Source organism: Paraburkholderia sediminicola, assembly GCF_046026675.1.
GTDB lineage: Bacteria > Pseudomonadota > Gammaproteobacteria > Burkholderiales > Burkholderiaceae > Paraburkholderia > Paraburkholderia sediminicola_F.
This window is the reverse complement of record NZ_JAQQEY010000001.1, coordinates 3,818,377-3,842,657: the sequence shown is the minus strand read 5'-3', so window position 1 is coordinate 3,842,657 and position 24,281 is coordinate 3,818,377. Positions and strand designations below refer to the sequence as shown.

At 62.8% G+C, this 24,281-nt stretch carries 23 protein-coding genes and 1 riboswitch; of the genes, 7 read left to right on the top strand and 16 right to left on the bottom strand.

Translation table 11 applies throughout. The features are described from left to right. Positions 1–160 precede the first annotated feature (160 nt). On the bottom strand, positions 161–703 hold the full coding sequence (gene ruvC, locus PQQ86_RS16735) for a crossover junction endodeoxyribonuclease RuvC (protein WP_408192662.1): 543 nt from the start codon (positions 701–703) through the stop codon (positions 161–163). 132 nt (positions 704–835) lie between these two features. On the opposite strand from ruvC, the gene PQQ86_RS16730 reads away from it, so the two are divergent. Then, complete coding sequence (locus PQQ86_RS16730) at positions 836–1,075, top strand: hypothetical protein (RefSeq protein ID WP_408192660.1); 240 nt, start codon at positions 836–838, stop codon at positions 1,073–1,075. A gap of 225 nt (positions 1,076–1,300) precedes the next feature. On the opposite strand, the gene purH is transcribed toward PQQ86_RS16730, so the two are convergent. From purH to PQQ86_RS16705, 5 genes are all read right to left on the bottom strand, one after another. Next, on the bottom strand, positions 1,301–2,866 hold the full coding sequence (gene purH, locus PQQ86_RS16725; protein WP_408268786.1) for a bifunctional phosphoribosylaminoimidazolecarboxamide formyltransferase/IMP cyclohydrolase: 1,566 nt from the start codon (positions 2,864–2,866) through the stop codon (positions 1,301–1,303). A gap of 46 nt (positions 2,867–2,912) precedes the next feature. Beyond that, entirely contained in the window at positions 2,913–3,146 is a 234-nt protein-coding gene (locus PQQ86_RS16720; protein ID WP_007180440.1) for a Fis family transcriptional regulator, read from the bottom strand. Next, positions 3,143–4,210 (bottom strand): tRNA dihydrouridine synthase DusB, encoded by a 1,068-nt coding sequence (gene dusB, locus PQQ86_RS16715; RefSeq protein WP_097390379.1) that lies wholly within the window; start codon positions 4,208–4,210, stop codon positions 3,143–3,145. Before dusB ends, PQQ86_RS16720 begins: the two co-directional genes overlap by 4 nt. Positions 4,211–4,480: 270 nt before the next feature. Beyond that, positions 4,481–5,716 (bottom strand): UbiH/UbiF/VisC/COQ6 family ubiquinone biosynthesis hydroxylase, encoded by a 1,236-nt coding sequence (locus PQQ86_RS16710; RefSeq protein WP_408268783.1) that lies wholly within the window; start codon positions 5,714–5,716, stop codon positions 4,481–4,483. Between the two features lie 31 nt (positions 5,717–5,747). Further along, a complete protein-coding gene (locus PQQ86_RS16705) occupies positions 5,748–7,154 on the bottom strand; it encodes an aminopeptidase P N-terminal domain-containing protein (protein ID WP_408268780.1) in 1,407 nt (468 codons plus the stop codon). Positions 7,155–7,387: 233 nt separating this feature from the next. On the opposite strand from PQQ86_RS16705, the gene PQQ86_RS16700 reads away from it, so the two are divergent. After that, positions 7,388–8,002, top strand: a complete 615-nt coding sequence (locus PQQ86_RS16700; RefSeq protein ID WP_408268778.1) for a glutathione S-transferase C-terminal domain-containing protein — start codon at positions 7,388–7,390, stop codon at positions 8,000–8,002. A gap of 294 nt (positions 8,003–8,296) precedes the next feature. Further along, on the top strand, positions 8,297–9,055 hold the full coding sequence (gene loiP / locus PQQ86_RS16695) for a metalloprotease LoiP (protein ID WP_408268775.1): 759 nt from the start codon (positions 8,297–8,299) through the stop codon (positions 9,053–9,055). Positions 9,056–9,190: 135 nt separating this feature from the next. Here loiP and lnt read toward each other — a convergent pair whose 3' ends face one another. The 7 genes from lnt to PQQ86_RS16660 all read right to left on the bottom strand — a co-directional run bounded on the left by lnt (position 9,191) and on the right by PQQ86_RS16660 (position 16,981). After that, positions 9,191–10,909 (bottom strand): apolipoprotein N-acyltransferase, encoded by a 1,719-nt coding sequence (gene lnt, locus PQQ86_RS16690; protein WP_408268773.1) that lies wholly within the window; start codon positions 10,907–10,909, stop codon positions 9,191–9,193. Between the two features lie 49 nt (positions 10,910–10,958). After that, positions 10,959–11,855: a CorC family transporter gene (locus tag PQQ86_RS16685; protein WP_054034680.1), complete on the bottom strand. Its 897-nt coding sequence runs from the start codon at positions 11,853–11,855 to the stop codon at positions 10,959–10,961. Between the two features lie 231 nt (positions 11,856–12,086). Then, the gene (locus tag PQQ86_RS16680; RefSeq protein WP_408268770.1) at positions 12,087–12,800 is read right to left on the bottom strand and encodes a gamma-glutamylcyclotransferase; all 714 of its coding nucleotides are present in this window, start codon (positions 12,798–12,800) and stop codon (positions 12,087–12,089) included. Positions 12,801–12,839: 39 nt separating this feature from the next. Next, complete coding sequence (gene ybeY / locus PQQ86_RS16675) at positions 12,840–13,301, bottom strand: rRNA maturation RNase YbeY (protein ID WP_054034485.1); 462 nt, start codon at positions 13,299–13,301, stop codon at positions 12,840–12,842. Between the two features lie 71 nt (positions 13,302–13,372). Beyond that, the gene (locus tag PQQ86_RS16670; protein ID WP_408268767.1) at positions 13,373–14,446 is read right to left on the bottom strand and encodes a PhoH family protein; all 1,074 of its coding nucleotides are present in this window, start codon (positions 14,444–14,446) and stop codon (positions 13,373–13,375) included. A 46-nt stretch (positions 14,447–14,492) separates the two neighbouring features. Continuing rightward, positions 14,493–15,866 carry a tRNA (N6-isopentenyl adenosine(37)-C2)-methylthiotransferase MiaB gene (gene miaB, locus PQQ86_RS16665; RefSeq protein WP_408268765.1) on the bottom strand — a complete coding sequence of 458 codons (1,374 nt, stop codon included), beginning with the start codon at positions 15,864–15,866 and terminating at the stop codon, positions 14,493–14,495. Positions 15,867–15,997: 131 nt separating this feature from the next. Further along, positions 15,998–16,981, bottom strand: coding sequence for a LysR family transcriptional regulator (locus tag PQQ86_RS16660; protein WP_408268762.1), 984 nt, complete (start codon positions 16,979–16,981; stop codon positions 15,998–16,000). Positions 16,982–17,097: 116 nt separating this feature from the next. On the opposite strand from PQQ86_RS16660, the gene PQQ86_RS16655 reads away from it, so the two are divergent. From PQQ86_RS16655 to ribB, 4 genes are all read left to right on the top strand, one after another. Continuing rightward, positions 17,098–17,499, top strand: a complete 402-nt coding sequence (locus PQQ86_RS16655; protein ID WP_408268759.1) for a VOC family protein — start codon at positions 17,098–17,100, stop codon at positions 17,497–17,499. A 31-nt stretch (positions 17,500–17,530) separates the two neighbouring features. Further along, positions 17,531–18,697 carry an MFS transporter gene (locus tag PQQ86_RS16650; protein WP_408268756.1) on the top strand — a complete coding sequence of 389 codons (1,167 nt, stop codon included), beginning with the start codon at positions 17,531–17,533 and terminating at the stop codon, positions 18,695–18,697. 243 nt (positions 18,698–18,940) lie between these two features. Then, a complete protein-coding gene (locus tag PQQ86_RS16645) occupies positions 18,941–19,630 on the top strand; it encodes a helix-turn-helix domain-containing protein (RefSeq protein WP_054034477.1) in 690 nt (229 codons plus the stop codon). A gap of 121 nt (positions 19,631–19,751) precedes the next feature. Then, a riboswitch (FMN riboswitch) is annotated at positions 19,752–19,934 on the top strand. Between the two features lie 146 nt (positions 19,935–20,080). Further along, a complete protein-coding gene (ribB, locus tag PQQ86_RS16640) occupies positions 20,081–20,800 on the top strand; it encodes a 3,4-dihydroxy-2-butanone-4-phosphate synthase (protein WP_408268752.1) in 720 nt (239 codons plus the stop codon). A gap of 93 nt (positions 20,801–20,893) precedes the next feature. Here the strand turns inward: ribB and PQQ86_RS16635 are convergent, their stop codons facing one another. The 3 genes from PQQ86_RS16635 to glpK all read right to left on the bottom strand — a co-directional run bounded on the left by PQQ86_RS16635 (position 20,894) and on the right by glpK (position 24,072). After that, entirely contained in the window at positions 20,894–21,580 is a 687-nt protein-coding gene (locus tag PQQ86_RS16635) for an HAD family hydrolase (RefSeq protein WP_154558060.1), read from the bottom strand. 185 nt (positions 21,581–21,765) lie between these two features. Next, positions 21,766–22,479, bottom strand: a complete 714-nt coding sequence (locus tag PQQ86_RS16630) for an MIP/aquaporin family protein (RefSeq protein WP_054034471.1) — start codon at positions 22,477–22,479, stop codon at positions 21,766–21,768. A gap of 93 nt (positions 22,480–22,572) precedes the next feature. Then, entirely contained in the window at positions 22,573–24,072 is a 1,500-nt protein-coding gene (gene glpK, locus PQQ86_RS16625) for a glycerol kinase GlpK (RefSeq protein WP_408268748.1), read from the bottom strand. Positions 24,073–24,281: the final 209 nt, after the last annotated feature.

The window sequence follows — 24,281 nt, the reverse complement described above, 5'->3', positions numbered from 1 at the left end:
ATTCAATCTTGAGAGAAAGGGCGAGTGTAGCGCAGTGGATGCGCTGCGCGCGTAGTGCATGATGCGTAGTCGCGGTTCGCGCTGTTTCCACAATTCGTGCGGCCGGAAGCCGGCTCGGTAGTGTTGCGGATCATGGCGCTGGCAAGCCGGAACTGAGAGCCTAGCCAACCAACCGCCCACGCCGCACACGCAGGCCTTTTTTCGCGAGCGAAGGCGCAATGCCGCCCAGCGTACTAAGCGTCGAGCCGCCGTGCGCGTGGCAGATCGCCATGCCGAGGGCGTCAGCGGCGTCGGTACCCGGTACGCCGGAGAGATTGAGGAGTCGGACCACCATCTGCTGCATCTGCTCCTTGGTTGCGCGGCCGTAACCGACGACGGCCTGCTTCAACTGCAGCGCCGTATATTCGGCAACCGGCACGCCGCCCGCCACCAGTCCACAGATCGCCGCGCCACGTGCCTGGCCGAGCAGCAGGGTGGATTGCGGGTTGACGTTGACGAACACCTTTTCGATCGCCGACTGATCCGGCGAATGCTGGCGGATCAACGTCGAAATGCCTTCGAAAATGGTGCCAAGACGCGACGGCAGATCGGCGTCGGCGGTTTTGATCACGCCGCTTGCGACGTAGCTGAGCTTGTGTCCGGTTTGATCGATTACGCCAAAACCGGTCACGCGCAAGCCGGGGTCGATGCCGAGAATTCTCATGAGGTGCCGCGCATGCGGTGAAAACTATGTGCTTGCGATACTACAACGAACGCGCCGTGTGGCGGTCGGTGTGCAGCGATGTCGGCGGAATAAAAACTGCTGCTGCAGGCGTTGAAAGGAGGGGAGTCGCACATGGAGCACTATCGGAATCTCAGCGGCGACTCAGGCGTCGAGGCATATGAAATCGGCGACGATTTCGTTGCGGTCCGTTTTAAATCGGGCGTCGTGTATTGGTACACGGAGGAGAGTGTCGGCGCGAAGCACGTCGGCATGCTCAAGCGCCTGGCGCAGCGAGGGCAGGGGCTTAGCACCTACATTAGCCAGCACGCAGACGTGAACGGAGGCTACGCGAGAAAAGACCCGGATGCCTAACGGGCGTCGCGGAGAGACGCCGGCATGAGACAGCGGCCTGAAGAGTGCCACTGGTAAGAACGGCCAGGAGGGGCTAAGGAATAGCCAAAGTACGCGGCCGGGCAGGGCACCGTCAAAAATGCACCGCCAAAACAAAACGGCCCGGCGGAAAACTCCACCGGACCGTTTCGCTCAAGCTACGCTGGCGAGCATCGCATCACGAAGACGCCGCCCGCGAAGCCGAATTCAATGCCGGAAGTGACGCACGCCGGTCAACACCATCGCGATGTTGTGCTCGTCTGCCGCGCCGACCACTTCGTCATCACGCATCGAGCCGCCCGGTTGAATCACGCAGGTCGCGCCTGCCGCGACCACCACATCCAGACCATCACGGAACGGGAAGAACGCATCCGACGCCACGGCCGAGCCGGTCAGCGTCAAACCGGCGTTCTGCGCCTTGATGCTCGCAATACGTGCCGAGTCAACGCGGCTCATCTGGCCCGCGCCGACGCCGAGCGTCATGCCGTTGCCGCAGAACACGATCGCGTTCGACTTCACGTACTTCGCGACGCGCCACGCGAACAGCAGGTCATCCATTTCCTTCGGCGTCGGATGACGCTTCGTGACCACGCGCAATTCGTGCGGCTGCACGTTCTTCGAATCGAGCGATTGCACCAGCAGGCCGCCGCCGACGCGCTTCAGATCGAACGCGTTATGGCCTTCACCCAAGGCGATTTCCAGCAGACGCACGTTCTGCTTCGCCGCGAACACCTGGCGAGCCGCCGCGCTGAACGACGGCGCGATCAGCACTTCGACGAATTGCTTGGCCACCGCTTGGGCCGCCGTTTCGTCGACTTCACGGTTGAACGCGATGATGCCGCCGAACGCCGAGGTCGGATCGGTCTGGAACGCTTTCGCATACGCTTCGTTTGCGTCCGCGCCCACTGCCACGCCGCAAGGATTTGCGTGCTTGACGATCACGCAAGCCGGTACGTCGAAGGTCTTCACGCATTCCCACGCTGCATCGGAATCGGCGATGTTGTTATACGACAGCTCCTTGCCTTGCAACTGGTTGTAGTTCGCCAGCGCGCCCGCCGGCACGGAAAGGTCGCGGTAAAACGCAGCGCTTTGATGCGGGTTTTCGCCGTAGCGCAGATCCTGCACCTTGTCGAAAGCCAGGTTGAACGTGGCCGGGTAGGCATTGCGCGACGAGTGTTGCAATTCGTCGGTCAGGCTCGTCAGGTAGTTCGTGATCGCGCCGTCGTACTGCGCGGTGTGCGCGAAAACCTTGGTGGCCAGACCGAAATTCGTCTTGTACGAGACTGCGTTGCTATTTGCACGCATTTCGTCGAGCACGACCGCGTAATCCGCCGGATCAACCACTACCGTCACGTCGCGATGATTCTTCGCGGCCGAGCGCAGCATGGTCGGGCCGCCGATGTCGATATTCTCGATCGCGTCTTCCAGCGAGCACTCTTCCTTCGACACGGTCTGCACGAACGGGTACAGATTCACGACTAGCAGGTCGATCGTCGGGATGTCGTGCTTTTCAAGTGCCGCCATGTGTTCCGGCAGGTCGCGGCGCGCGAGAATGCCGCCGTGCACCTTCGGATGCAGCGTTTTCACGCGCCCGTCCAGCATTTCCGGGAAGCCCGTGTAGTCGGCAACCTCAGTGACGGACAAACCCGCGTCCGCGAGCAGTTTCGCGGTGCCGCCGGTCGACAGGATCTTGACGCCGAGGTCCGACAGCGACTTGGCGAAGTCGACGATGCCGGACTTGTCGGAAACGGAGATGAGCGCTTGCTTGATCATGATGAAGACGAAAAGCCGAAGGGAAACGTGGCAGGGCGCCGAAAAACTACAACAAACCGTGCTGTTGCAGCTTCTTGCGCAGCGTATTGCGGTTGATGCCGAGATACTCGGCGGCCAGCGACTGGTTGCCGCCGGCCTGCTCGAGCACCACTTCGAGCAAGGGTTTTTCCACGCATGAAATCACCATGTCGTAGACGTCATGCGGATTGGAGCCGTCGAGATCCTGGAAATACATCCCCAGGCTGTCGCGGACTGATTGTTCGATATTGTTCTTGCTCATGCTGCTAGTCGGTCGGTATGGTCCGGCTCGCCGTCGTTCTTGCTGAGCGTCTCGTCGACGTAGACGAGGCGGTCGGAGATCGCCTTTTGGGCGTCGAAGAATTCATTGACGGCGAGGAGTTGTTCGCGCGTGGTGTCCAGCGTATTCATGCGGTGCCGGAACACGTTGGCGCCAGAAAGGCCGCGAGTGTACCAGCCGATATGCTTACGCGCAGTGCGCACACCCGTAAATTCGCCGTAGAACGCGTAGTGATCTTCGAGATGCTCGTTCATCACCTGCTGGATTTCGTCGATGCGCGGCGGCGGCAGCAACTCACCAGTTTGCAGGAAATGCTCGATCTCGCGGAACAGCCACGGACGCCCCTGCGCGGCGCGGCCGATCATGATGGCGTCTGCGCCGGTGGCGGCGAGCACCTCGCGGGCTTTTTGCGGCGACGTGATGTCGCCATTGGCAACCACCGGAATGCGCACCGCGGCTTTGACGGCAGCGATGGTCTCGTATTCGGCGTCGCCGTGATACAGGTCGGCGCGCGTGCGGCCGTGCACGGTCAGCATGGAAATGCCGGCGGCCTCGGCCAGACGCGCTACCGTCAAAGCGTTCTTGTTGTCGCGATCCCAGCCGGTGCGGATCTTCAGCGTGACGGGCACGGCATCCGGCCCGACGCCCACTGCGCCCACCACCGCCTCGACGATGCGCTGCACCAGTGGTTCGTTCTGCAGCAAGGCGGATCCCGCGGCCACGTTGCACACCTTCTTGGCCGGGCAGCCCATGTTGATGTCGATGATCTGCGCGCCGTTCGCCACGTTGTAGCGAGCGGCTTCGGCCATCATGACCGGATCGGCGCCGGCGATCTGCACGGCGATCGGTTCGACCTCGCCCGTGTGGTTGGCACGGCGCATGGTTTTTTCGCTTTTCCACAACTGCGCGTTCGAGGCGACCATCTCCGACACCGCGTAGCCCGCGCCTAGCCGTTTGCACAGCTGCCGGAACGGCCGGTCGGTTACGCCAGCCATGGGGGCGACGAACAGGTTGTTACGCAGATTGTGGGAGCCGAGAGTAGGCATGACTTGGACGCGCTTGTGACCAATTGTTAAGTTTCTGTCAATCGGAGCTTGCGCGAAATGCGAAGGAAAACCGCCATTTTAGCGTTAACGGATAGCCGACACCCGACTTGAGCCTGTCGTAACTCATTAAATCTTCTATGAAAGTGGTCCGGTTCATAGAACCGGCACCGTTCGCGCGGCGCTGCTTATGTGCCTGCTTATGTGCCTGGTGCGACGCCTAAAAAAAGGCTGCAGCGGCTGAGGCGCGTCGGGCGCGAACGGGCAACGCGCTCAGCGGCGCTGGCCGAACATCATTTGCCGCGCCAGCGCGGTTTTCACCGGCGGCACGAATTCGAGCGCGGTGAGGGCGAGGCCGCGCAAGGCGGCGAGCGGCGGGAAGTCGACGGTGAAAAGGCGCGCTAGCGTGTCGGTTGCGCCGATCGTCAGGCGGCGGTCGAGCGCGCGGCGTTGCGCGAACGTCGCGAGAGCCATCGGGGTGGGACCTTCCGCCGACAGGGCATCGGCGAGCGCGTGCGCGTCGCGCAGGCCCAGATTCAGACCCTGACCTGCCACCGGATGCAGCGTCTGCGCCGCATTGCCGATTGCGACGACATGGCCGTTCACCAGCGTATCGACCGCGTTCAGTCCCAGCGGGAACGACGCGCGTCCCTTGATTTGCGTAAAACGGCCCATGCGGTTGCCGAATGCGGTACCGAGCTCGCTCAGAAATTCGTCATCCGAGAGTTCTGCGCGTCGTGCGGCTTCGTCGGGTGCGCAGCACCAGACCAGCGCGTAGTTCGCGCCGCGCACGCCGCCCATCGGCAGCAGCGCGATCGGCCCTTGCGACGTGAAGCGCTCCCACGCCACATGCGGTTGCGGTGCCGACACGGTGACCGTGCCGACCAGCGCGGTCTGCCCGTAATCGCGCGTGCCACCGTTGGCGCCGTTACCCGCGCTCCTGGCGGTTTTCTGGTCGCCGAACAGCCCCCCTTCGGCATTCACCAGAATCCGCGTGCGCAGGTTGCGTGTGACACCCGCAGTTTCGATCGGTAGCGTGACGCCGTCGAGGTCCTGAGTCGGCGCCGCGGCGGAGGTGGAGCGGAACCAGTGCACCGAGCTCGCGTGAACCGCTTCGGCGAGACCATGCACGATCGACCCATAACGCAGCACGTAGCCGAGCGCCGGCAGACCGTGCTCGCTGTGGTCGATCAGCGTGCGGCCGAAATGGCCGCGCTGCGACACGTGGATGCGCTGGATCGCGGTGGCGTCGGCGGGCCAGCGCAGCGGTTCGAGAATCATCCGGCTGCCGTGCGAGACGGCGATCGCGCGCGGATCGGCAATCGAATCTTCCGGCTCGCGCGCGTCGATCAGCGCGATCTTCAGCGCCTGTGTCGCGCTGCGGCGCGCCAGCCAGCCGGCGAGTGCCAGCCCGACCGGCCCGGCGCCGACGATCGTCACGTCGAAATCGAAGCCATGGTCGGACGCGGCGGGTTTGAGAATCACCGTCGACTGGGAAACGTCGTTCATTGCGGGTTGCTTCCTTGGGTTACTGCCTGGGTTACTGCTTTGCCGGCTGGGGCGCGCGGGCTTCCTGCATCAGCGCCTCGATCGCGTCCGCCGCCACCGGGACGTCGCGTGTGATCAGCTCGCAGCCCGCCGCGGTGACGATCGCGTCGTCCTCGATGCGGATGCCGATGTTCCAGTAGCGTTCGGGGACGCCTTCGGTCGGACGGATATACAGACCGGGCTCGATGGTCAGCGCCATCCCCACCTGCAGCGTGCGCCACGGCAGCGCGCCCGCTTCGTCGCGCGGCGCGCCGCGTTCGCGGTAGTCGCCGACGTCGTGCACGTCCATGCCGAGCCAGTGGCCGGTGCGGTGCATATAGAACGGCGCATAGGCTCGCTCGGCGATCACCTGGTCGACCGAGGCAAACTTCGTGCGGTCGACGATGCCGGTGTTGAGCAGACCTTGCGACAGCACGCGCACGGCGGCCTGGTGCGGATTGTCGAAGGTCGCGCCGACGCGGGTGGCGTCGACGGCAGCCTGCTGCGCGGCCAGCACGATGTCGTACAACTCGCGCTGCGCCGGCGTGAAGCGGCCGCTCGCCGGGAAGGTGCGGGTGATGTCGGACGAGTAGCCGTCGAGTTCGCAGGCGGCGTCGATCAGGATCAGGTCGCCGTCCTGGGCGATCGCGTTGCCGGCCGGGTAGTGCAGCACGCAGGCATTGGCGCCCGCGGCGACGATCGACGTGTAAGCCGGCGCCTGCGCGCCGAATTTGCGGAATGTGTAAAGCAGCTCGGCTTCGAGTTCGTACTCGCGCACACCGGGGTGGCAGGCGGCCATCGCGCGGCGATGCGCTTGCGCGGAAATCTGTCCGGCGCGGCGCATGATGGCGAGTTCGTGGTGATCCTTGATGAGCCGCATGTCGTCGAGCAACGGGATCAGATCGTGCGCGGCAGTGGGCGTGGCGACGCCGCTGCGGCCCAGCGAGCGCACCGCGTCGAGCCAGCCGCGCACCTGTTCGTCGAATTCCGCCGACGTGCCGAGCGCGTAATGCAGCGATGGCTTGTCGGCGAGAATGCGCGGTAGTTGCGCGTCGACTTCGCTCACGGGGAAGGCTGCGTCGAAGCCGAACGCCTCGCGGGCCCCGTCCGGCCCGAAACGGAACCCTTCCCACGTCTCGCGCTCGACATTCTTCTCGCGGCAGAACAGGATCGAGGCCGGTTCGCCCGATGCGGCGCTTGCGTCCAGCACCAGCCACGCCTCGGGTTCCGTGAAGCCCGTCAGATAGTAGAAGTAGCTATCGTGCCGGTAGGGGTAGTCGGCGTCCCGGTTGCGCAGCTTTTCCGGCGCGGTGGGGACGATGGCGACGCCCCCACCTGTCGCGCGCAGCGCGGCGAGGACGCGCTCGCGGCGCGTGCGGTAGACGTCGATGGCGATGGTGGGTTCGGTCGGCTGGTTCATCGTGAGATTGTAGCGCCCAATGCGGAGACTTATTTTGCGCGGATACTGGCGGGGAGAGGTGGTTGTCCCGGCCACGTTAGCCATTTGGCCGGGTAGACGGCATGCTGGCCTCGCAGCAATGTTGCAATCCATCCACAGCGAGCATCCATGCGGCTTGCGAAGCGACTGCGCTGTGCTCGGGAATGCCGCCGACCACTTATACTTTCGCCGAATTCAAGAAAAGGCAGATGGTAATGATGAAACTCATCGGTTCGCTCGCCAGCCCGTTCGTGCGCAAAGCGCGGATCGTTCTGGCCGACAAGAAAATCGACTACGAACTCGTGCCTGAGAACGTCTGGGCGCCGGATACCACGATTCACACCTTCAATCCGATCGGCAAAGTGCCGTGCCTCGTGATGGAAGACGGCGAAGCGGTGTTCGACTCGCGGGTGATCTGCGAATACGTGGATACGCTGTCCCCGGTCGGCAAGCTGATTCCGCCGTCTGGGCGCGAGCGCGTCGAAGTGCGCTGCTGGGAAGCGCTCGCCGACGGCATGCTGGACGCCGCGGTGCTGATTCGCCTGGAAAGCACCCAGCGCACGCCCGAGCAGCGCGTGGACGCGTGGGTCGCGCGGCAGCAGCGCAAGATCGACGAAGGCCTGATTGCCATGTCACAAGGCTTGGGCACCAAGCCGTGGTGCACGGGCAATCACTACACGCTCGCGGATATCGCAATGGGTTGCGCGCTGGGCTACCTCGATTTCCGCATGCCTCAGTTGAACTGGCGCGAAGGGTATCCGAACCTGGATAAACATTTCCAGAAACTGTCGCAGCGTCAGTCGTTCATTGATACGGTGCCGGCAGATTGAGCAATGCCCTCATGGCCGCTCAGCGGTGCGGTTGTCTGGAATCGCGCCGCCCGCAATTTTCGTTAAATTGCAAAATGATGTCATTCACGCTTTCATAAGCATAAATTTAAGCTTACGTTTGTGGTAAAAATGCGCCTACCCGTTAGGCGCATTTTTTTGTCTGCCGCGTGGCGTAATGGTTTATGCAATCGACATACGTGGAGTTTTTCTCCCGTGATATGCGGCCATTGCGAATGGGCGGTGCATTAAAAAACGCCGTCGATATTAATAACGTCCGCAAAAGAGACTTCCACCATGAAACCGTACCGCTTTGTCATTGCCGCTTCTGCCTGTGCGCTGTTTGCTGCGTGCTCGAACGTCAGCAACGTCAATCCGACTGCGCTGATCCAGTCCGGCCAGCAGGCCGCTCAGGCCGCCACACTCAGCGATGCTGACGTGCGTGCGCTGACCGACAAGTCGTGCGCGCAGTTGGATAGTGAGAATCAGATTGTCGCCGCGAACAGCAAGTATCAGAAACGCCTGAACAAGATTGCCGCGCAACTGGGCAACAACATCAACGGCGTGCCGGTGAACTACAAGGTGTACATCACCAAGGACGTCAATGCATGGGCAATGGCCAATGGCTGCGTGCGCGTCTACAGCGGCCTGATGGACATGATGAACGACAACGAAGTGCGCGGTGTGGTCGGCCACGAGATGGGCCACGTTGCACTCGGCCATACGAAGAAGGCGATGCAGGTCGCGTACGCGACTTCGGCGGCGCGTTCGGTGGCATCGTCGGCGGGCGGCGTGGCAGGAGCGTTGTCCGGCTCGCAGCTTGGCGATTTTTCCGAGAAGCTGATTAATGCGCAGTTCTCGCAAACCCAGGAAAGCGCAGCCGACGATTATTCATTCGACTTGCAGAAAAAGAAGAATCTCGATCCGTCGGGATTGGTGACAGCGTTTAACAAGCTTGCGCAACTGGATGGCGGTAAATCGAGTATGTTGAGTTCGCATCCGGCTTCGCCGGCGCGCGCGCAGCATATTCAGCAGCGGATCGCGTCGAATCAGTAAAGCCTGATTTTTTAAGCGCGCGCTCATGGGGTTCCGGAGCGCGCGTTTTTTTGTTGGAGCGGGTTTTGTGCCGCGATTCATCATGGCGCTTTCACGTATAAACGGCATGCGCGCAGTCATGCCGTTTATCGCGAGTTATTTCTTACCGTTTTGCCGCCGCGCAATCCCCGGGCCGAATGCAAACCCAAACGCCAGCAGCAATAACGAAACTGCCAGCACCGTGTTATTGCCGCTTGTCACATAAGGCGTGTTGCCCGAAGTGCCTTGCACCGTCACATCGAGCGAGCCGATCGTGTAGGGCGTCAAACGTCCGATTACTTTGCCGTTGGCGTCGATCGCGGCGGTCATGCCGGTGTTGGTCGCGCGCAGCATCGGCCGGCCGGTTTCCAGTGAACGCATGCGCGCGATCTGCAGATGCTGATCCAGCGCGATGGTGTTGCCGAACCAGGCGAGGTTGGTTGAGTTGACGAGCACACCCGCTGGCGTGTCACTCTCACGAATGTTCCGCGCGATCTCCTCGCCGAAAATGTCCTCGTAGCAGATATCGACCGAGACCGGCTGGTTATGCACGATAAACGGCTTCTGCACCGGTGCGCCGCGCGCGAAATCGCCGAGCGGAATGCTCATCAGGTTGACGAACCAGCGGAAGCCCCACGGCACGAATTCGCCGAATGGTACGAGATGGTGTTTGTCGTAGCGATACACGTCGCGCGTGCCCGGCGTGACGCCGAACAGGCTGTTCGTATAGTCGACCACCTGGCCTTCCGGCGTGATCGTGCCGCCGATCGCACCGAACACGATCGCGGTGCCGGTCGTGTCTGAAAAGTTACGCACCGCCGACGCGAACTGCGGCGGCAATTGCTGCGCGAGCACCGGAATGGCGGTTTCCGGCGTGACGATCAGGTCGGCCGGCTTCGACGTGATCATCTGCTGATACTGGTCGATCGCGGCGCGCATGCCGGCTTCTTCGAACTTCATTTCCTGTTTGATGTTGCCCTGCAGGAGGCGCACCGTCAGCGGCGCATTGGCGGGCAGGGTCCATTGCGCGAGTGGCAGCAGCAGGCCGGCCGCGATCAGCGCAACCGCGATTGCCCCCGGCACAGCAACGCGTGCGACGCCGCGATTAGCCTCATTGCCGGCATTTCCAGCATTGCCGCCGTCGGCGGTATCGAATTGCCCGCGCGAAGGCAACAGCGGCATCAGCGCCTGCACGATCAACGCTGCGACCAGCGCCAGCATCCAGCCGACACCGTACACGCCCGCCACGGGCGCGAACCCGGCGAACGGGCCGTCTACCTGCGCATAACCGCTCGCGAGCCACGGAAAGCCGGTGAACACCGTGCCGCGCAACCATTCACCGATCGCCCACGCGCTCGCAAACGCCAGCGCGCCGTGCCAGGTCGGCGAGAACGGCTTGTCGGTATCGGACGCGCCGTTGCGCGCGTGCCCTGCGCAGAACGACCAGACGCCGGCAGCCAGCGCCGGATACACCGCCAGATACAGCGAGAACAGCACGACCGCTGCGCCCGCGAGCGGTGCGGCCATACCGCCGTAGTCGTGCATGCTGACGTATAGCCACCATACGCCGGTGACGTAGTTGCCGAAGCCGAATGCGCCGCCCGTCAGCGCGGCGCTTTTCCAGCCGGTCGTGCGCGTGAGCCATGCGAAAAAGAACACGAAAATCACGAGTTCGAGCCAGCCGCCATGAGGCGTTGGCGCGAATGACAGCGTATTGGCCGCACCGGCGGCCAAAGCGACGAGGTAATGCCAGCGGGGCAGTGCACGGCCGCGCGCTTCTCGGGCGACAGGGGCGCTCACGCCGCGGCGCGAACGGGATGTAATCGGGTCGGCCATTGTTGCGCGGTCGGCGTGAGGAGTTGAAGAGGCGAGGAAAAGGAGCGGATCAGGTCTGCACGTGCTGTGCTTCGCGCTCGCGCTGGCCCGCGAGCGGGTCGCGGCGCACCAGCAGCATGTGAATCTGGCGGGCGTCGCCGCGCAGAATCTCGAAGATCAGATCGTCGAGGCGGACTTTTTCGCCGCGATGCGGCACCCGTCCGAAATGATGCGTGACGAGGCCGCCGATCGTATCGACTTCGTCGTCCGGGAAATGCGTGCCGAAGGACTCGTTGAACTGCTCGATCTCGGTGAGCGCGCGCACGCGGAAGCGGCCGTCCGGCGAGGCGATGATGTTGCCGCTTTCCTCGTCGAAATCGTATTCGTCTTCGATATCGCCGACGATCTGTTCCAGCACATCTTCAATCGTGATCAGGCCGGCCACTCCGCCGTATTCGTCGACCACCACCGCGAGGTGATTGCGATTCACGCGGAAATCGTGCAGCAACACGTTCAGGCGCTTGGATTCCGGAATGAAGACGGCGGGGCGCAGCATGCCGCGCACGTCGAATTCATCTTCAGCGTAGTAGCGCAGCAGGTCCTTCGCGAGCAGCACACCAATGATGTTGTCGCGATTGCCTTCGAATACCGGATAGCGCGAGTGCGCTTTTTCCAGCACGTAGGGGATGAATTCGGCGGGATTGTCCGCGATGTTGATCGCGTCCATTTGAGCGCGCGGCACCATGATGTCGCGGGCGCTGAGTTCGGACACCTGGAATACGCCCTCGATCATCGACAGCGAGTCGGCGTCGATCAGGTTGCGCTCGTGCGCGTCCTGCAGGATTTCCAGAAGTTCGGCCCGCGAGTCGGGCTCGGGCGAGATGAAGTCGGTCAGACGCTCGAGGAGTGAGCGTTTTTCCTGTGGTTTGTCGCTAGTTCGGTGTCGACTGGGATACGTGTCGTTCATGGTAGTGCGCCCGGCGAGACTGGGCGCGCTGTTGCAGAGCATTAAGGATACACCAGGCACATGGCAGGACCGTGTCCTGCCGGGCTGGGCGATGAGTGAAGCGGTGATGCAACCGCTCGGCCGCGTGCGGTGGGCATAGGCCAATCCTAACTGATTACGCGAGGAAAAGCGTTTTCGAGCAAAAAAGTACGGAGTGTGCGGTGCGCTGAAGTGCGTTCGGCTGCGTTCGGCTTATTGCGCCGAGCCCTGGCCCGTTTGCCGGCCAGCGTCATGACCGGCCTCGCGACTTTCTTCGCGGCAACGCTCGAGCAGCGCTTCGAGCGCGCGATCGGGCATGCCGCTTTCGCGCAGCGCATGGACGGTGCGGCTGACGTAGTCGAGCGTGGTGCCGTAGCGGCCGCTCGCGCAACCGAACACGGTTTTGACGACCTCGTCGCGCAGTTTGCCTGTGTAGGTCGGCACGTCGCGCCGCATCACGAACGCGAGCGCGTCGACGCGCCGGCCGTCGGCGAGCACGCAGGGCAGCCACGTTGGGCGATACGAGCCCATCGGCATTTCACGACGCCACAGCGCTTCCAGATGCGGCATCGCACCCTCGGCGGCGAGGCGGAAGGCGATGCCGGAGCACGAGCCGCCGCGATCGAGCGCGAGCACGAGGCCCGGCTGTTCGGGCGTGCCGCGATTCACGCGCGACCACAGATACAGTCCGCGGTGATAACCATGCACTTTCGAGCGGGCCGCTTCGACACTAGGCAGACCGGGATTCCAGATCAGCGAACCATAACCGAACAGCCACAGATCGCTCTTGCGGTCCCAGTTGCGTAACGTGCATTCGAGTGACGCGCGCAACTCCTCATCCGACAGCAGCCGCGGTTCGCCGAGCGCGGGCGGGTAGTCCGGGCAGGGCCTGCTTCGCGTATCGGTTTCAGGGGTGGACGTGCTCACGGTGGTTTCTGACGGAGAGGGTAAGGAGGTTGGGAAAGACTATTGGTAAGGATCCGGGAAACCGAGCTTACCGAGAATTTCGGTTTCAATCGCTTCCATCTCCTCGGCTTCTTCCTCGACCTCGTGGTCGTAGCCTTGCGCATGCAAGGTGCCGTGCACCAGCAGATGAGCGTAGTGTGCGATCAGCGGCTTACCTTGTTCGGCGGCTTCTTTTTCGACCACCGGACAGCACAGGATCAGATCGCCCGTCACCGGATCGTCTTCCGATTCGGCGTACGCAAACGTCAGCACGTTAGTCGAGTAATCCTTGCCGCGATAGGTGCGGTTCAGCGTGCGACCTTCTTCGGCATCGACGAACCGCACGGTCAGTTCCCCGTCTGCGAAGAGCGCCGCCTTGATCCAGCCGGCCACGGTGGCACGCGGCAGTAGCGCCTTGTGTTCCGGCCAGGTCTTGGCAGCGGGGAATTGCAGATTCAACGTCAGTTTCGGTGCGCGGCTCATGCTTGATTGATTTGTTGCCTGGTTTGCTGCGGCCTGTCCTGTAGAGTTCGGCGCAAAATTAACGACGCAATCTAGCGCGAATCCGCCGGACTGGCGGTTTTCTGCGAATGCGCATCGTACGCCTCCACAATTCGCGCGACCAGCGGATGCCGCACCACGTCGGCGCTCGTGAAGCGCGTGAGCGCAATGCCGCGCACGTCCGCCAGCACCTGCTGCGCTTCGATCAGCCCGCTCTTGTGACCACGCGGCAAGTCGACCTGGGTCGTGTCGCCAGTGACCACGGCCTTCGAGCCGAAGCCGATCCGCGTGAGGAACATCTTCATCTGTTCGGGCGTGGTGTTCTGCGCCTCGTCGAGGATGATGAACGCGTGGTTCAGCGTGCGGCCGCGCATGTACGCGAGCGGCGCGATTTCGATCATCTGCCGCTCGAACATCTTGGCGGTCTTATCGAAACCGAGCAGGTCGTACAGTGCGTCATACAAAGGGCGCAGATACGGGTCCACTTTCTGCGCCAGATCGCCTGGCAGGAAGCCGAGGCGTTCGCCCGCTTCGACGGCCGGACGCGTCAACACGATGCGTTTGACCTGATCGCGTTCCAGCGCGTCCACCGCGCAAGCCACCGCGAGATAGGTCTTGCCCGTTCCCGCCGGACCAATGCCGAACGTCACGTCGTGCGAAATGATCTGCTTCAGATACTCGCGTTGCATCGGTGTTCGGCCGCGCAGATCGGCGCGGCGTGTGTACAGCTTCGGGCCGAGCTCTTCGAGGTCGTCGTCGTCGCCGTCGGCCGGCTGATCAAACGGGTGATCCGGATTGCCCGGAAAGCGCGGATCCAGCGCCTCCGTGCCATGGCCGTTGCCGTTCGCGCGATGGCGTGCAGGCTGACGCACTTCAACGAGCGCGAGCTGGATGTCGTCGACTGACAGGGGCTTCTGCGAGTTGTCGTAGAACTTTTCGAGCGCGGTAAGCGCGAGTTTCGCGCCGCGCCCGCGAATCGTGATGCGGTGGCCACGGCGTTGCAGCGTCACGTCGAGCGCCTGCTCGATCTGCCGCAGATTCTCGTCGAGCGGTCCGCAGAGGTTGGCGAGCCGCGCGTTGTCGTCGCGCGGAGCGGTGAATTCCAGATGCTGCTGAGTGGTCTTCAAGGCGGAGGATCGATCCTGTCGGGGTTGTGACGCTGGCTGGCGTCGCTCAGTGGGTGGTCGCGGGCGCGTCGTCGTGCACCAGCACGAGCTCGCCGCGTAACGAATGTGGGTACGCATGGACGATTTTCACGTCCACCATCTGGCCGATCAGCCGTGCGTGCGACGCGACCGGCGCCGGGAAATTCACCACGCGGTTGTTCTCGGTGCGGCCCGCGAGTTCGTTCGGGTCCTTGCGCGCCGGGCGCTCGACCAGAATCCGCTCGATCTTGCCGACCATTGAATCGCTGATGCGCTGGACGTTTTCTTCGATGGTAGCCTGCAGATGGTACAGACGCTTGAGCTTCACTTCGTGCGGTGTGTCGTCGTGCAGATTTGCAGCCGGCGTGCCGGGACGCGGGCTATAGATGAACGAGAAGCTGGTGTCGTACTTCATCTCGTGGATCAACGTCATCATCTTGTCGAAGTCTTCTTCCGTCTCGCCGGGGAAGCCGACAATCATGTCCGTCGACAACGACAGGTCAGGGCGGATCGCGCGCAGCTTGCGGATCACCGACTTGTATTCGAGCACGGTGTAGCCACGCTTCATCGCCATCAGGATGCGGTCGGAGCCGTGCTGCACCGGCAGATGCAGGTGGCTGACGAGCTTCGGCACCTTGGCGTAGGTGTCGATCAGGCGCTGCGTGAATTCCTTCGGATGCGACGTGGTGTAGCGAATCCGTTCGATGCCAGGAATGTCCGCGACGTATTCGATCAGCTGGGCGAAGTCGGCGATCTCCGACGAACCGAGCGTGATGCCGGCGCGGTAAGCATTCACGTTCTGGCCGAGCAGCGTCACTTCGCGCACGCCCTGGTCGGCGAGGCCGGCGATTTCGGTCAGCACGTCGTCGAGCGGACGCGACACTTCTTCACCGCGCGTGTACGGCACGACGCAGTAGCTGCAGTACTTGCTGCACCCTTCCATGATCGACACGAACGCGCTCGCGCCATCGACGCGCGCCGGCGGCAGGTGATCGAACTTTTCGATTTCCGGGAACGAGATGTCGACCTGCGCGCGGCCGCTTTCGCGGCGCTTGTCGATCATTTGCGGCAGACGGTGCAGCGTTTGCGGACCGAACACCAGATCGACATACGGCGCGCGTGCAACGATCGCGGCGCCTTCCTGGCTCGCCACGCAACCACCCACGCCGATGATCAGATTCGGGTTCGCTTCTTTCAACTCGCGCACACGGCCGAGTTCGGAGAAGACTTTCTCCTGCGCTTTTTCGCGCACCGAGCAGGTGTTGAAGAGAATGACGTCCGCGTCTTCCGGCGTGTCGGTCTTGACGAGGCCTTCAGCCGCGCCGAGTACGTCGACCATCTTGTCGGAGTCGTACTCGTTCATCTGGCAGCCGTAGGTCTTTACATAAACTTTCTTGGTCATCGATTTTCGCCGGTCGCAGTGGTTAACCTGGGGGCGTCGTTTAAAAGGTGGAGAGAGGCGAAAACGTGCGGACGGCCCGCGGGGCGGCGCTTTCGTCCACTTTCAATGCACGTTTGCAGCGTAGCTCAATATTATAGCCCTTCACCGGATGCGGTTTCCGTGGCCGCCTTGGCTCGCGGCCGCTCCGGCGGCAAGCCCAGCAGGCCTTCCAGTTCGTCCGACACCTGCGCGAAGCGCTCGCTCAGAAAATCGAGCAGCACGCGCACGCGCGGCGCCATGAAGCGGTTGCGGTGGTAGAGCGCGTGCAGCGGCGCGTCCGGGTAGCGCCATTCGGGCAGCAGGATTTTCAGGCAGTCGCCCCGCAAGTCCGCTTCCACGTCCCACATCGACTTGATGACGATCCCGTAGCCGCGCCGCGCCCATTCGCGGGCGACCGCTCCGTCGTTGGTTTCCCGGGACGTTTCGAACGGCACCGTGTAGTGCTGCACTTCGTCGCCGCGCGTGAAACGCCATTCGTTGGCCGGGCCGGATGCGGTGCCGAGCACGATGCAGTCGAAATTCGCCAGATCGTTCGGGTCCTTGGGCTCGCCCTTGCGCGCGATGTAGTCCGGCGACGCACACAGCACACGGCGGTTCGGCGCCAGCTTGCGGGCGATGAGCGAGCTGTCCTGCGGCACGCCGAAGCGGATCGCCAGATCGATGTCTTCCTGCACCAGATTCGATAGCGAGTCCGACAGCGTCAGCGCGAACGTGACTTCCGGGTAAAGCGCGTTGAATTCGTCGAGCCAGTGCATCAGCAGGTTGCGGCCGAAGTCCGAGGTCGCGGAGATCCGCACCTTGCCGCGCACCACGCCTTGGCCGGCTTGCAGCGCGGCTTCGGCGTCGTCGAGCGATTGCAGCGCCTGGCGGCAGCAGTTCAGGTAGAGGCGGCCTTCGTCCGTGAGCCTCAGCTGGCGGGTGGTGCGCTCGAACAGACGCGTTTTCAGCCCGGTTTCGAGTTTGGCCAGCCGCGCGCTGGCGGCGGCCGGCGTCAGGCCCATCTTGCGACCCGCCGCCGACAGGCTGCCCTGCTGCGCCGCTTCGACGAACAGACGGATATCACCGAGGTTATCCATTGCGATCTTTCAAAGTTATTTGAAAATGTTTCAAATGCTACGCCAATTATCAAATCGACGTGTTCCGCTCACAATGCACTCCTCGTAAACCCTTTGTGCTCCGCGCAGCCCACGCCATGCAACTCGATCACGCAACGATCGTCACCGCCGACCTCGAGACCGCCCGACGCTTCTTCGTCGACGTCGCCGGGCTGACGGAGGGCGCGCGTCCGCCGTTTTCGATCGACGGCTACTGGCTGTATGCGAACGGCCGGCCAGTGATTCATCTGATCGATGCGACGGTGCCCGCCGTAGCGGGCAGGGCCACGCCGCGCATCGACCATGTTGCCTTCCGGCTGCAGAGTGCCGACGAATGGGCGGCGCTGTTGCGGCGCGTGCATGCGGCGGACCTCCCTTATCAGCTTGCCGAAGTGCCGCAGATGGGGCCGCAGCAAGCCGAACAGCAGCTGTTCGTCGCGCTCGCGCCGGGTGTGGTCATCGAATTCGTAACGGCGCTGCGCAACGCCCACCGTGGCTAACACGCTCAACTTTAGAACCTGGAGTAGAAAAATGCCCATTCCATTACTGGCGCTCGCGATCAGCGCTTTCGCGATCGGCACGACCGAGTTCGTGATCATGGGCTTGCTGCCCGAGGTCGCGCGCGATCTGGCTGTGTCGATTCCGTCGGCCGGTTTGCTGGTGAGCGGCTATGCGCTCGGCGTCGCCGTCGGTGCGCCGCTGCTCGCGGTGGTGACCAGCAAGATGCCGCGCAAACTCGCGTTGCAGTTGCTGATGGGCGTGTTCATTGTCGGCAATACGCTGTGCGCGATTGCGTCCAGCTATTCGGTGCTGATGATCGCGCGCGTGGTGACGTCGTTTGCGCATGGGTCGTTCTTTGGCATCGGCGCGGTGGTCGCGGCTTCGCTCGTGCCGGCTGAAAAGCGGGCAAGCGCCATCGCGCTGATGTTCACCGGTTTGACGCTCGCGAATGTGCTTGGCGTACCGTTCGGGACTTTCGTCGGCCAGGAGTTCGGCTGGCGTGCGGCGTTCTGGATCGTCAGCGCATTTGGCGTGCTGTCGCTGGCGGGCGTGTCGTTGCTGGTGCCGAATCGCCATGATTCCGGCCCGGTGGGCTTGGGCCACGAAGTGCGCGTGCTGAAGGACCCGCAAGTCTGGACCGCGCTCGCGATGACCGTACTCGGCTTCGGCGGTGTGTTTGTCGTGTTCACCTATATCGCGCCGATTCTCGAACAGGTCAGCGGTTTCTCGCCGCGAGGCGTGACGCTGATTCTGGTGCTGTTCGGCGTCGGTCTCACGATCGGCAACACCGTGGGCGGCAAGCTCGCGGACTGTGCGCTGATGCCTTCGTTGATGGGCATTCTGGTGGCGCTCGCGGTAGTCATGGCGATCTTCGCGCGTACCAGCCACTCACAGGTGGCGGCGGCGATTACCATTTTCGTGTGGGGCATTGCGGCGTTCGCGACGGTGCCGCCGTTGCAGATGCGTGTGGTCGAGAAGGCCGCTGCCGCGCCGAATTTGGCTTCCACGCTGAACATCGGTGCGTTCAACGTGGGCAATGCGGGCGGCGCGTGGCTCGGCGGTCTGGTGATCAATCACGGCCATTCGCTCGATACGCTGCCGTGGGTTGCGGCGGCGGTTAGCGTGGTGGCATTGCTGCTCACGTGGTTCGCGGCGCGGATGGATGCGCCGGCAGCGACCGTGGCGCAAAGCGCCTGAGTCTGCGTGGGGCGCCTGACGTCTACGGATGTGGTTAAGTGCGTCTACGCGCGTGTCGGCGTGTTCGAGCCCCACTGAGCCCAAGTACGCCCATATGAAAAATTCGCACAAGCTTTGCGAGAATCGTCCTCCGCAATGCTGATAACAGTGTGAAGATAACTTCGTTGGGTACGGCGGGGCGCAGTGCTATCTTGCTTCCACTAACCGCTTGCCCGCCGTCCGGCGGCGCTCCTGGAGGCAATCATGCATTCCCCGCTTGCGCTGGTTCGCGATCCCACGGCTGACACCGATGCGTCGCCGCGTGCCGCTGAACCTTTCGATGCTCTTGAACATCTGGTCGGCGTGAATCTCGCCCGTTTGCGCGCCGAGCGCCAGCTTTCGCTCGACGCTCTGGCCCGCGCCTCCGGCGTCTCGCGAGCGATGCTCGCGCAGATCGAGTCGGCGCGTAGCGTGCCGTCGATCAAGGTGCTGTGCAAAGTTGCATCGGCGCTGAAGGTTTCGGTGGCGGCGTTCTTGCGACGTCATGCGACCAATGGCTTCGAGCATTTGCCGGCGGAGCGTTCGTCGCGGCTCGTCAGTTCGAATGGGCGCTACTCAGCCCGGCCGCTTTATCCGGACGCCGAGCCGACCGCCGCCGAATTTCACGAGCTGCGTATCGCGCCCTTGCACACCGAGGCCGGCACGCGCCGCGCGCCGGGCACCACGGTGAATCTGGTGGTCAGCGAAGGCACGCTGGAAGTCAGCGTGCACGACCAGCGCCAATTGCTGGCCACGGGCGACGCGATCGTGTTCGATGCCGACCAGCCGCACAGCCTGCGCAATCCCGGTGACACCGAAGCGCGCGCGTTTCGCGTCACGTTGAAGGCGGAAACGCCGCCGCGCTGGGATGTGCCCGCGCCGCATGATTTGACACGCCAGGCCGCGCCGGTTTGACGGATGAGGTTTTTCAGGCGGATAGGCGGTAAAGCCGAGATGTCCGTCTAATCAGTAGGGGTTGCGCTGCAGGTTTCGCGCGACTGTTGTATTCTTTGCCGGCCGGTCAATCCGGCAATCAGTGCGTCTTCAGGGCGGGGCGAAATTCCCCACCGGCGGTATGCCGGCAGCGCGAAAGCGCGAGCCGGTGAGCCCGCGAGCGCCCGCTTCGTTCAGCTTTCAGCGTATCGAAAGCGCAGTGGGGTCAGCAGATCTGGTGAGAAGCCAGAGCCGACGGTTAGAGTCCGGATGGAAGAAGATGTGCAGATAGTCATGTTCGTTTCCGTGTTGCCGCCAGAGGTTCGGGCGGTGCGCGAGCGCCGCTTTGCGCGGCGTTCAACGGCGCGTCTTGGTCTGTTTGCAATGCCCTGAAACGTTTTTCGCCCAACTTTTGCGATGAGCGTTTCAACTATGTCCTTTGCTACTTTTCCTGCTCCGTCGGTGATTGCGGATAGCGCATCACTTGACCTTCCCCTGCTCGCCACCGAGCCCGTTCCGTCGCGCATCGCCGCCGCCTTGCAAGCCATGCGCGATGGCCGCGCTGTCGTCCTGCAAGACGACCACGACCGCGAGAACGAAGCCGATCTGATCGTTTCCGCCGAGCGTCTTTCTGTCGAAACCATGGCCTTGCTGATCCGCGAATGCAGCGGCATCGTCTGCCTGTGCCTGCCCGACGACAAGATCCGCGCACTCGAACTGCCGCCGATGTCTGTCAACAACGAAAGCCGTCACGGCACCGCGTTCACGGTCTCGATCGAAGCGCGCGATGGCGTGACCACCGGCGTGTCCGCACTCGATCGCGTGACGACAATCCGCGCGGCTATCAGCGATACGGCGAAGCCTGCCGACATCGTGCGTCCGGGTCATGTGTTTCCGTTGCGTGCGCAACCCGGCGGCGTGCTCGCGCGCCGCGGCCACACCGAAGGCACGGTCGATCTGGCGATTCTCGCGGGTCTGAAGCCGGCCGGCGTGCTGTGCGAGCTGATGAACGCGGACGGCACGATGACGCGCGGCGCGGATGTGGAGCGCTTCGCTCAACAACACAATCTGCCGATGCTGACAATCGCCGAGCTGGTGGAATTCCGCCAGGCGCTGGCGACGGCTCGCGAATGCGTCGCGGATGAGGCTTGATGTGTTAGAAAAAACCCCGCGCTCGGAAAAGCGCGGGGTTTCTCAGGAATTTGAAGCCGGCTATTGCAGCCGGCTTTTTTATTCTCGCGCCCGTTAAGACTGCACGTCGCCAAACTCGCCGCGCACACCGGCCTCGACCAGCGCGGGCAGTTCATCCATATGTTTCATGATGCGTGTCATGCCCATCTTGCGCAGCGCATCCGCATAACCGTCGGGGATATGACTTGCACCGACGAAAGCAATCGTCTTCATACCCGCCGCCCGCGCCGCATTCAAACCGGCCACGCTATCTTCCACGACGACGCAGCGCGAAGGCTCCACCCCCAGCGTCTTTGCAGCGAACAGATACACATCCGGATAAGGCTTCGGCCGCGCGACCTGTTCGGCGCTGAAAATCCGCTCGCCAAAAATCTGCTGCAAACCCGCGCGCCGCACCGACGCATTCACGCGCGCCATCCGGCTGTTCGACACGACCGCGGCGGGCAGCGTTACGCGTTGCAAGGCGTCGCGCACACCGTTGATCGGGCTGAGCGATGCCGCGAGTTCAAGCTCGACGTTGTGTTCAATCGTATTGAAGAAATCGGCCGGCAGCGTGATGTCGAACGACTTCTCGATACCTTCGAGAAAGCGCGAGGTCTGCTGGCCGAACGCTGTTTTGACGACGGGTTCGAAGTCGAGGCCGGGGAAGGTGGCGGACAGCGTTTCGAGCATCACGCGGTCAGCGATGATTTCGCTGTCGACGAGCACGCCGTCGCAGTCACAGATGAGGTGGTCGATCATGCTTTAAGACGGAAAGCGAGAGGCACGCGAGCAAGACAGTTGCAAGCTCATGCGCGGAGATTGAAAGCATCATGATACGTGCTTTGGCGCCGCGTGCGCGGCGCCGTCGCTTGCCGTCGGCGCTTATTTGCGCCGTGAGAGCGTGTTTAGTGCGCCCTGTATGCGCCCAAATGTGCGCCGCAGAATCAGTGCGCGTGCAGATACAAATACAGCCCTGTTGCCGCTGCGCCGCCCAGCAGCGGACCGCATACCGGAATCCACGAATAGCGCCAGTCGCTGTCACGTTTGCCCGGAATCGGCAGCAGCGCGTGCATCAGACGTGGCGACAGGTCACGCGCGGGGCTCATCGCGTAGCCGGTCGGGCCACCGAGCGAAATGCCGATGCCGAGCACCAGCAAGCCGACTGGCAGCGCGTCGAGCGCACCGAGGCCAACTTGCGGCGAAGCCAGATACAGCACGCCGAGAATCAGCACGAAAGTCGCGATCATTTCGGTGAGCAGGTTATGTGGCACGCTGCGAATCGCGGGCGACGTGCAGAACACGCCGAGCTTCACGTCGGCATCGCCTTCCTTATTAAAGTGCTGACGATACGCGAGCCACACGAGCAGGGCGCCCGCCATGCCGCCGAGCATCTGCGCCGCGACGTAGCCCGGCACTTTGGCCCACGCAAATTTGCCTGCCAGGGCGAGGCTGATCGTGACCACAGGATTCAGGTGCGCGCCGCTGTACGATGCCGTGACGTACACGGCGATGAACACGGCCATCGCCCAGCCCATCACGATCACGATCAGGTCCGCGCCTTTGCCCTTGGTGCGCGCGAGTAGCACATTGGCAACTGCGCCGTTGCCGAGCAGCACCAGGAGCGCGGTGCCGATGAATTCCGCAATGTAAGGAGACATGATTTGGTATCCGGAATATAGTTGTTAGGGAAGCCGCTGGATAGGCGGCTTCGTTATGTCGAAAGGTGTCTTATGGAACCGATGGACAAGCAATCAGGGCGTGTCGGCCCATGCCTTCGCGGCGCGGATCGCGCGCTTCCAGCCGTCGAGGCACTCCTTGACGTCGGCGTGCGGCAGGGCAGGCGTGAAACGACGATCGAGCGCCCACTGGCTTTTCAGTTCGTTCACGTCTTTCCAGTAACCGACCGCGAGACCGGCCAGATACGCCGCGCCCAATGCGGTCGTCTCCGATACCTTCGGACGCACTGCGTCGACGCCGAGGATGTCCGCCTGGAATTGCATCAGCAGATTGTTCGCGCAAGCGCCGCCGTCCACACGCAATTCGCCGATGCGAATGCCGGAGTCGGCTTCCATTGCTTTCAGCACGTCGAGTGACTGATAGGCGATCGAGTCGAGCGCGGCGCGGGCGATGTGCGCCGAACTCGTGCCGCGCGTCACGCCGAACAGCGTGCCGCGAGCCCGTGCATTCCAGTGCGGCGCACCGAGGCCTGCAAACGCGGGCACCAGATACACGCCATCACTATGCGGTACGCTGCGCGCCATCGTTTCGATCTCAGCTGCGTTCTTGATGATGCCGAGGCCGTCGCGCAGCCATTGCACCACCGCGCCGCCGATGAAGATGCTGCCTTCGAGCGCGTAGTTGATCTGGTCGCCGATCTGCCACGCAATGGTGGTGACGAGATTGTTCTTCGATTCGATCGGCTTGTCGCCGGTGTTCATCACGAGGAAGCAGCCGGTACCGTAGGTGTTTTTCACCATGCCCGACTCCGTGCACATCTGGCCGAACAGGGCCGCGTGCTGGTCGCCGGCGATGCCCGCGAGCGGAATCTTGGAAGCGAATACGGTGGTCTTGGTCGGCCCGTACACTTCCGACGACGCACGCACTTCCGGCAGCATGTTGCGCGGAATGTCGAGCGCTTCGAGCAGTTCGTCATCCCACTTCAGCGTGTGGATGTTGAACAGCATCGTGCGCGACGCGTTGGTCACATCGGTGACGTGCAGACCACCCTTGGTGAAATTCCACACCAGCCAGCTATCTACCGTGCCGAAGGCGAGGCGGCCTTGCTTCGCTTTTTCGCGTGCGCCTTCGACGTTGTCGAGAATCCAGCGGATCTTGGTCGCCGAGAAGTACGAGTCGATCGGCAGACCGGTTTTCGCGCGGACTTTCTCTTCGAGACCTTGCTCTTTGAGCTGATCGCAGAAGTCGGCGGTGCGGCGGTCCTGCCAGACGATCGCGTTATAAATCGGGTGGCCCGTTTCGCGGTCCCACACGATGGTGGTCTCACGCTGATTGGTAATGCCGATCGCGGCGATCGACGTGCCGTTCATGCCGGCACGCGTGACCGCTTCAGCGGCGACGCCGGCCTGTGTCGACCAGATTTCCTGCGGGTCGTGTTCGACCCAACCCGGACGTGGATAGATTTGCTGGAATTCTTTCTGAGCGGTCGACACGATATTGCCGAGCCGGTCGAACAGCATCGCGCGGGAGCTGGTGGTGCCTTGGTCAAGCGCGAGGATGTACTGATCCTGCATTGTCTCTTCTCCATGTGTTTTATGAATCGCCGGATTGCTGACCGGCGACGGGAACGGCTTGTTGTTTTAAGCGGGCTGCAACAGTTTGAGCGTGTGCGTCCCGGCTTTATCAGTAGCCGAGGGGTGAAAATCGATTCGGGTCATGCGGGTTCATCCACGTAGCCAGGGCGTGTTGCGATAGCCTGACCTAGGTGGTCTGGCTATGTGGC

Coding starts and splice junctions, on each gene's coding strand:
- PQQ86_RS16705 (WP_408268780.1), bottom strand. CDS start 7,154: ATGAACCAGCCGACCGAACCCACCATCGCCATCGACGTCTACCGCACG.
- PQQ86_RS16655 (WP_408268759.1), top strand. CDS start 17,098: ATGCAACTCGATCACGCAACGATCGTCACCGCCGACCTCGAGACCGCC.
- ribB (WP_408268752.1), top strand. CDS start 20,081: ATGTCCTTTGCTACTTTTCCTGCTCCGTCGGTGATTGCGGATAGCGCA.
- glpK (WP_408268748.1), bottom strand. CDS start 24,072: ATGCAGGATCAGTACATCCTCGCGCTTGACCAAGGCACCACCAGCTCC.
- PQQ86_RS16685 (WP_054034680.1), bottom strand. CDS start 11,855: ATGAACGACACGTATCCCAGTCGACACCGAACTAGCGACAAACCACAG.
- PQQ86_RS16700 (WP_408268778.1), top strand. CDS start 7,388: ATGATGAAACTCATCGGTTCGCTCGCCAGCCCGTTCGTGCGCAAAGCG.
- ybeY (WP_054034485.1), bottom strand. CDS start 13,301: ATGAGCCGCGCACCGAAACTGACGTTGAATCTGCAATTCCCCGCTGCC.
- PQQ86_RS16635 (WP_154558060.1), bottom strand. CDS start 21,580: ATGATCGACCACCTCATCTGTGACTGCGACGGCGTGCTCGTCGACAGC.
- PQQ86_RS16730 (WP_408192660.1), top strand. CDS start 836: ATGGAGCACTATCGGAATCTCAGCGGCGACTCAGGCGTCGAGGCATAT.
- lnt (WP_408268773.1), bottom strand. CDS start 10,909: ATGGCCGACCCGATTACATCCCGTTCGCGCCGCGGCGTGAGCGCCCCT.
- loiP (WP_408268775.1), top strand. CDS start 8,297: ATGAAACCGTACCGCTTTGTCATTGCCGCTTCTGCCTGTGCGCTGTTT.
- ruvC (WP_408192662.1), bottom strand. CDS start 703: ATGAGAATTCTCGGCATCGACCCCGGCTTGCGCGTGACCGGTTTTGGC.
- PQQ86_RS16650 (WP_408268756.1), top strand. CDS start 17,531: ATGCCCATTCCATTACTGGCGCTCGCGATCAGCGCTTTCGCGATCGGC.
- dusB (WP_097390379.1), bottom strand. CDS start 4,210: ATGCCTACTCTCGGCTCCCACAATCTGCGTAACAACCTGTTCGTCGCC.
- miaB (WP_408268765.1), bottom strand. CDS start 15,866: ATGACCAAGAAAGTTTATGTAAAGACCTACGGCTGCCAGATGAACGAG.
- PQQ86_RS16630 (WP_054034471.1), bottom strand. CDS start 22,479: ATGTCTCCTTACATTGCGGAATTCATCGGCACCGCGCTCCTGGTGCTG.
- PQQ86_RS16660 (WP_408268762.1), bottom strand. CDS start 16,981: ATGGATAACCTCGGTGATATCCGTCTGTTCGTCGAAGCGGCGCAGCAG.
- PQQ86_RS16710 (WP_408268783.1), bottom strand. CDS start 5,716: ATGAACGACGTTTCCCAGTCGACGGTGATTCTCAAACCCGCCGCGTCC.
- PQQ86_RS16720 (WP_007180440.1), bottom strand. CDS start 3,146: ATGAGCAAGAACAATATCGAACAATCAGTCCGCGACAGCCTGGGGATG.
- PQQ86_RS16645 (WP_054034477.1), top strand. CDS start 18,941: ATGCATTCCCCGCTTGCGCTGGTTCGCGATCCCACGGCTGACACCGAT.
- purH (WP_408268786.1), bottom strand. CDS start 2,866: ATGATCAAGCAAGCGCTCATCTCCGTTTCCGACAAGTCCGGCATCGTC.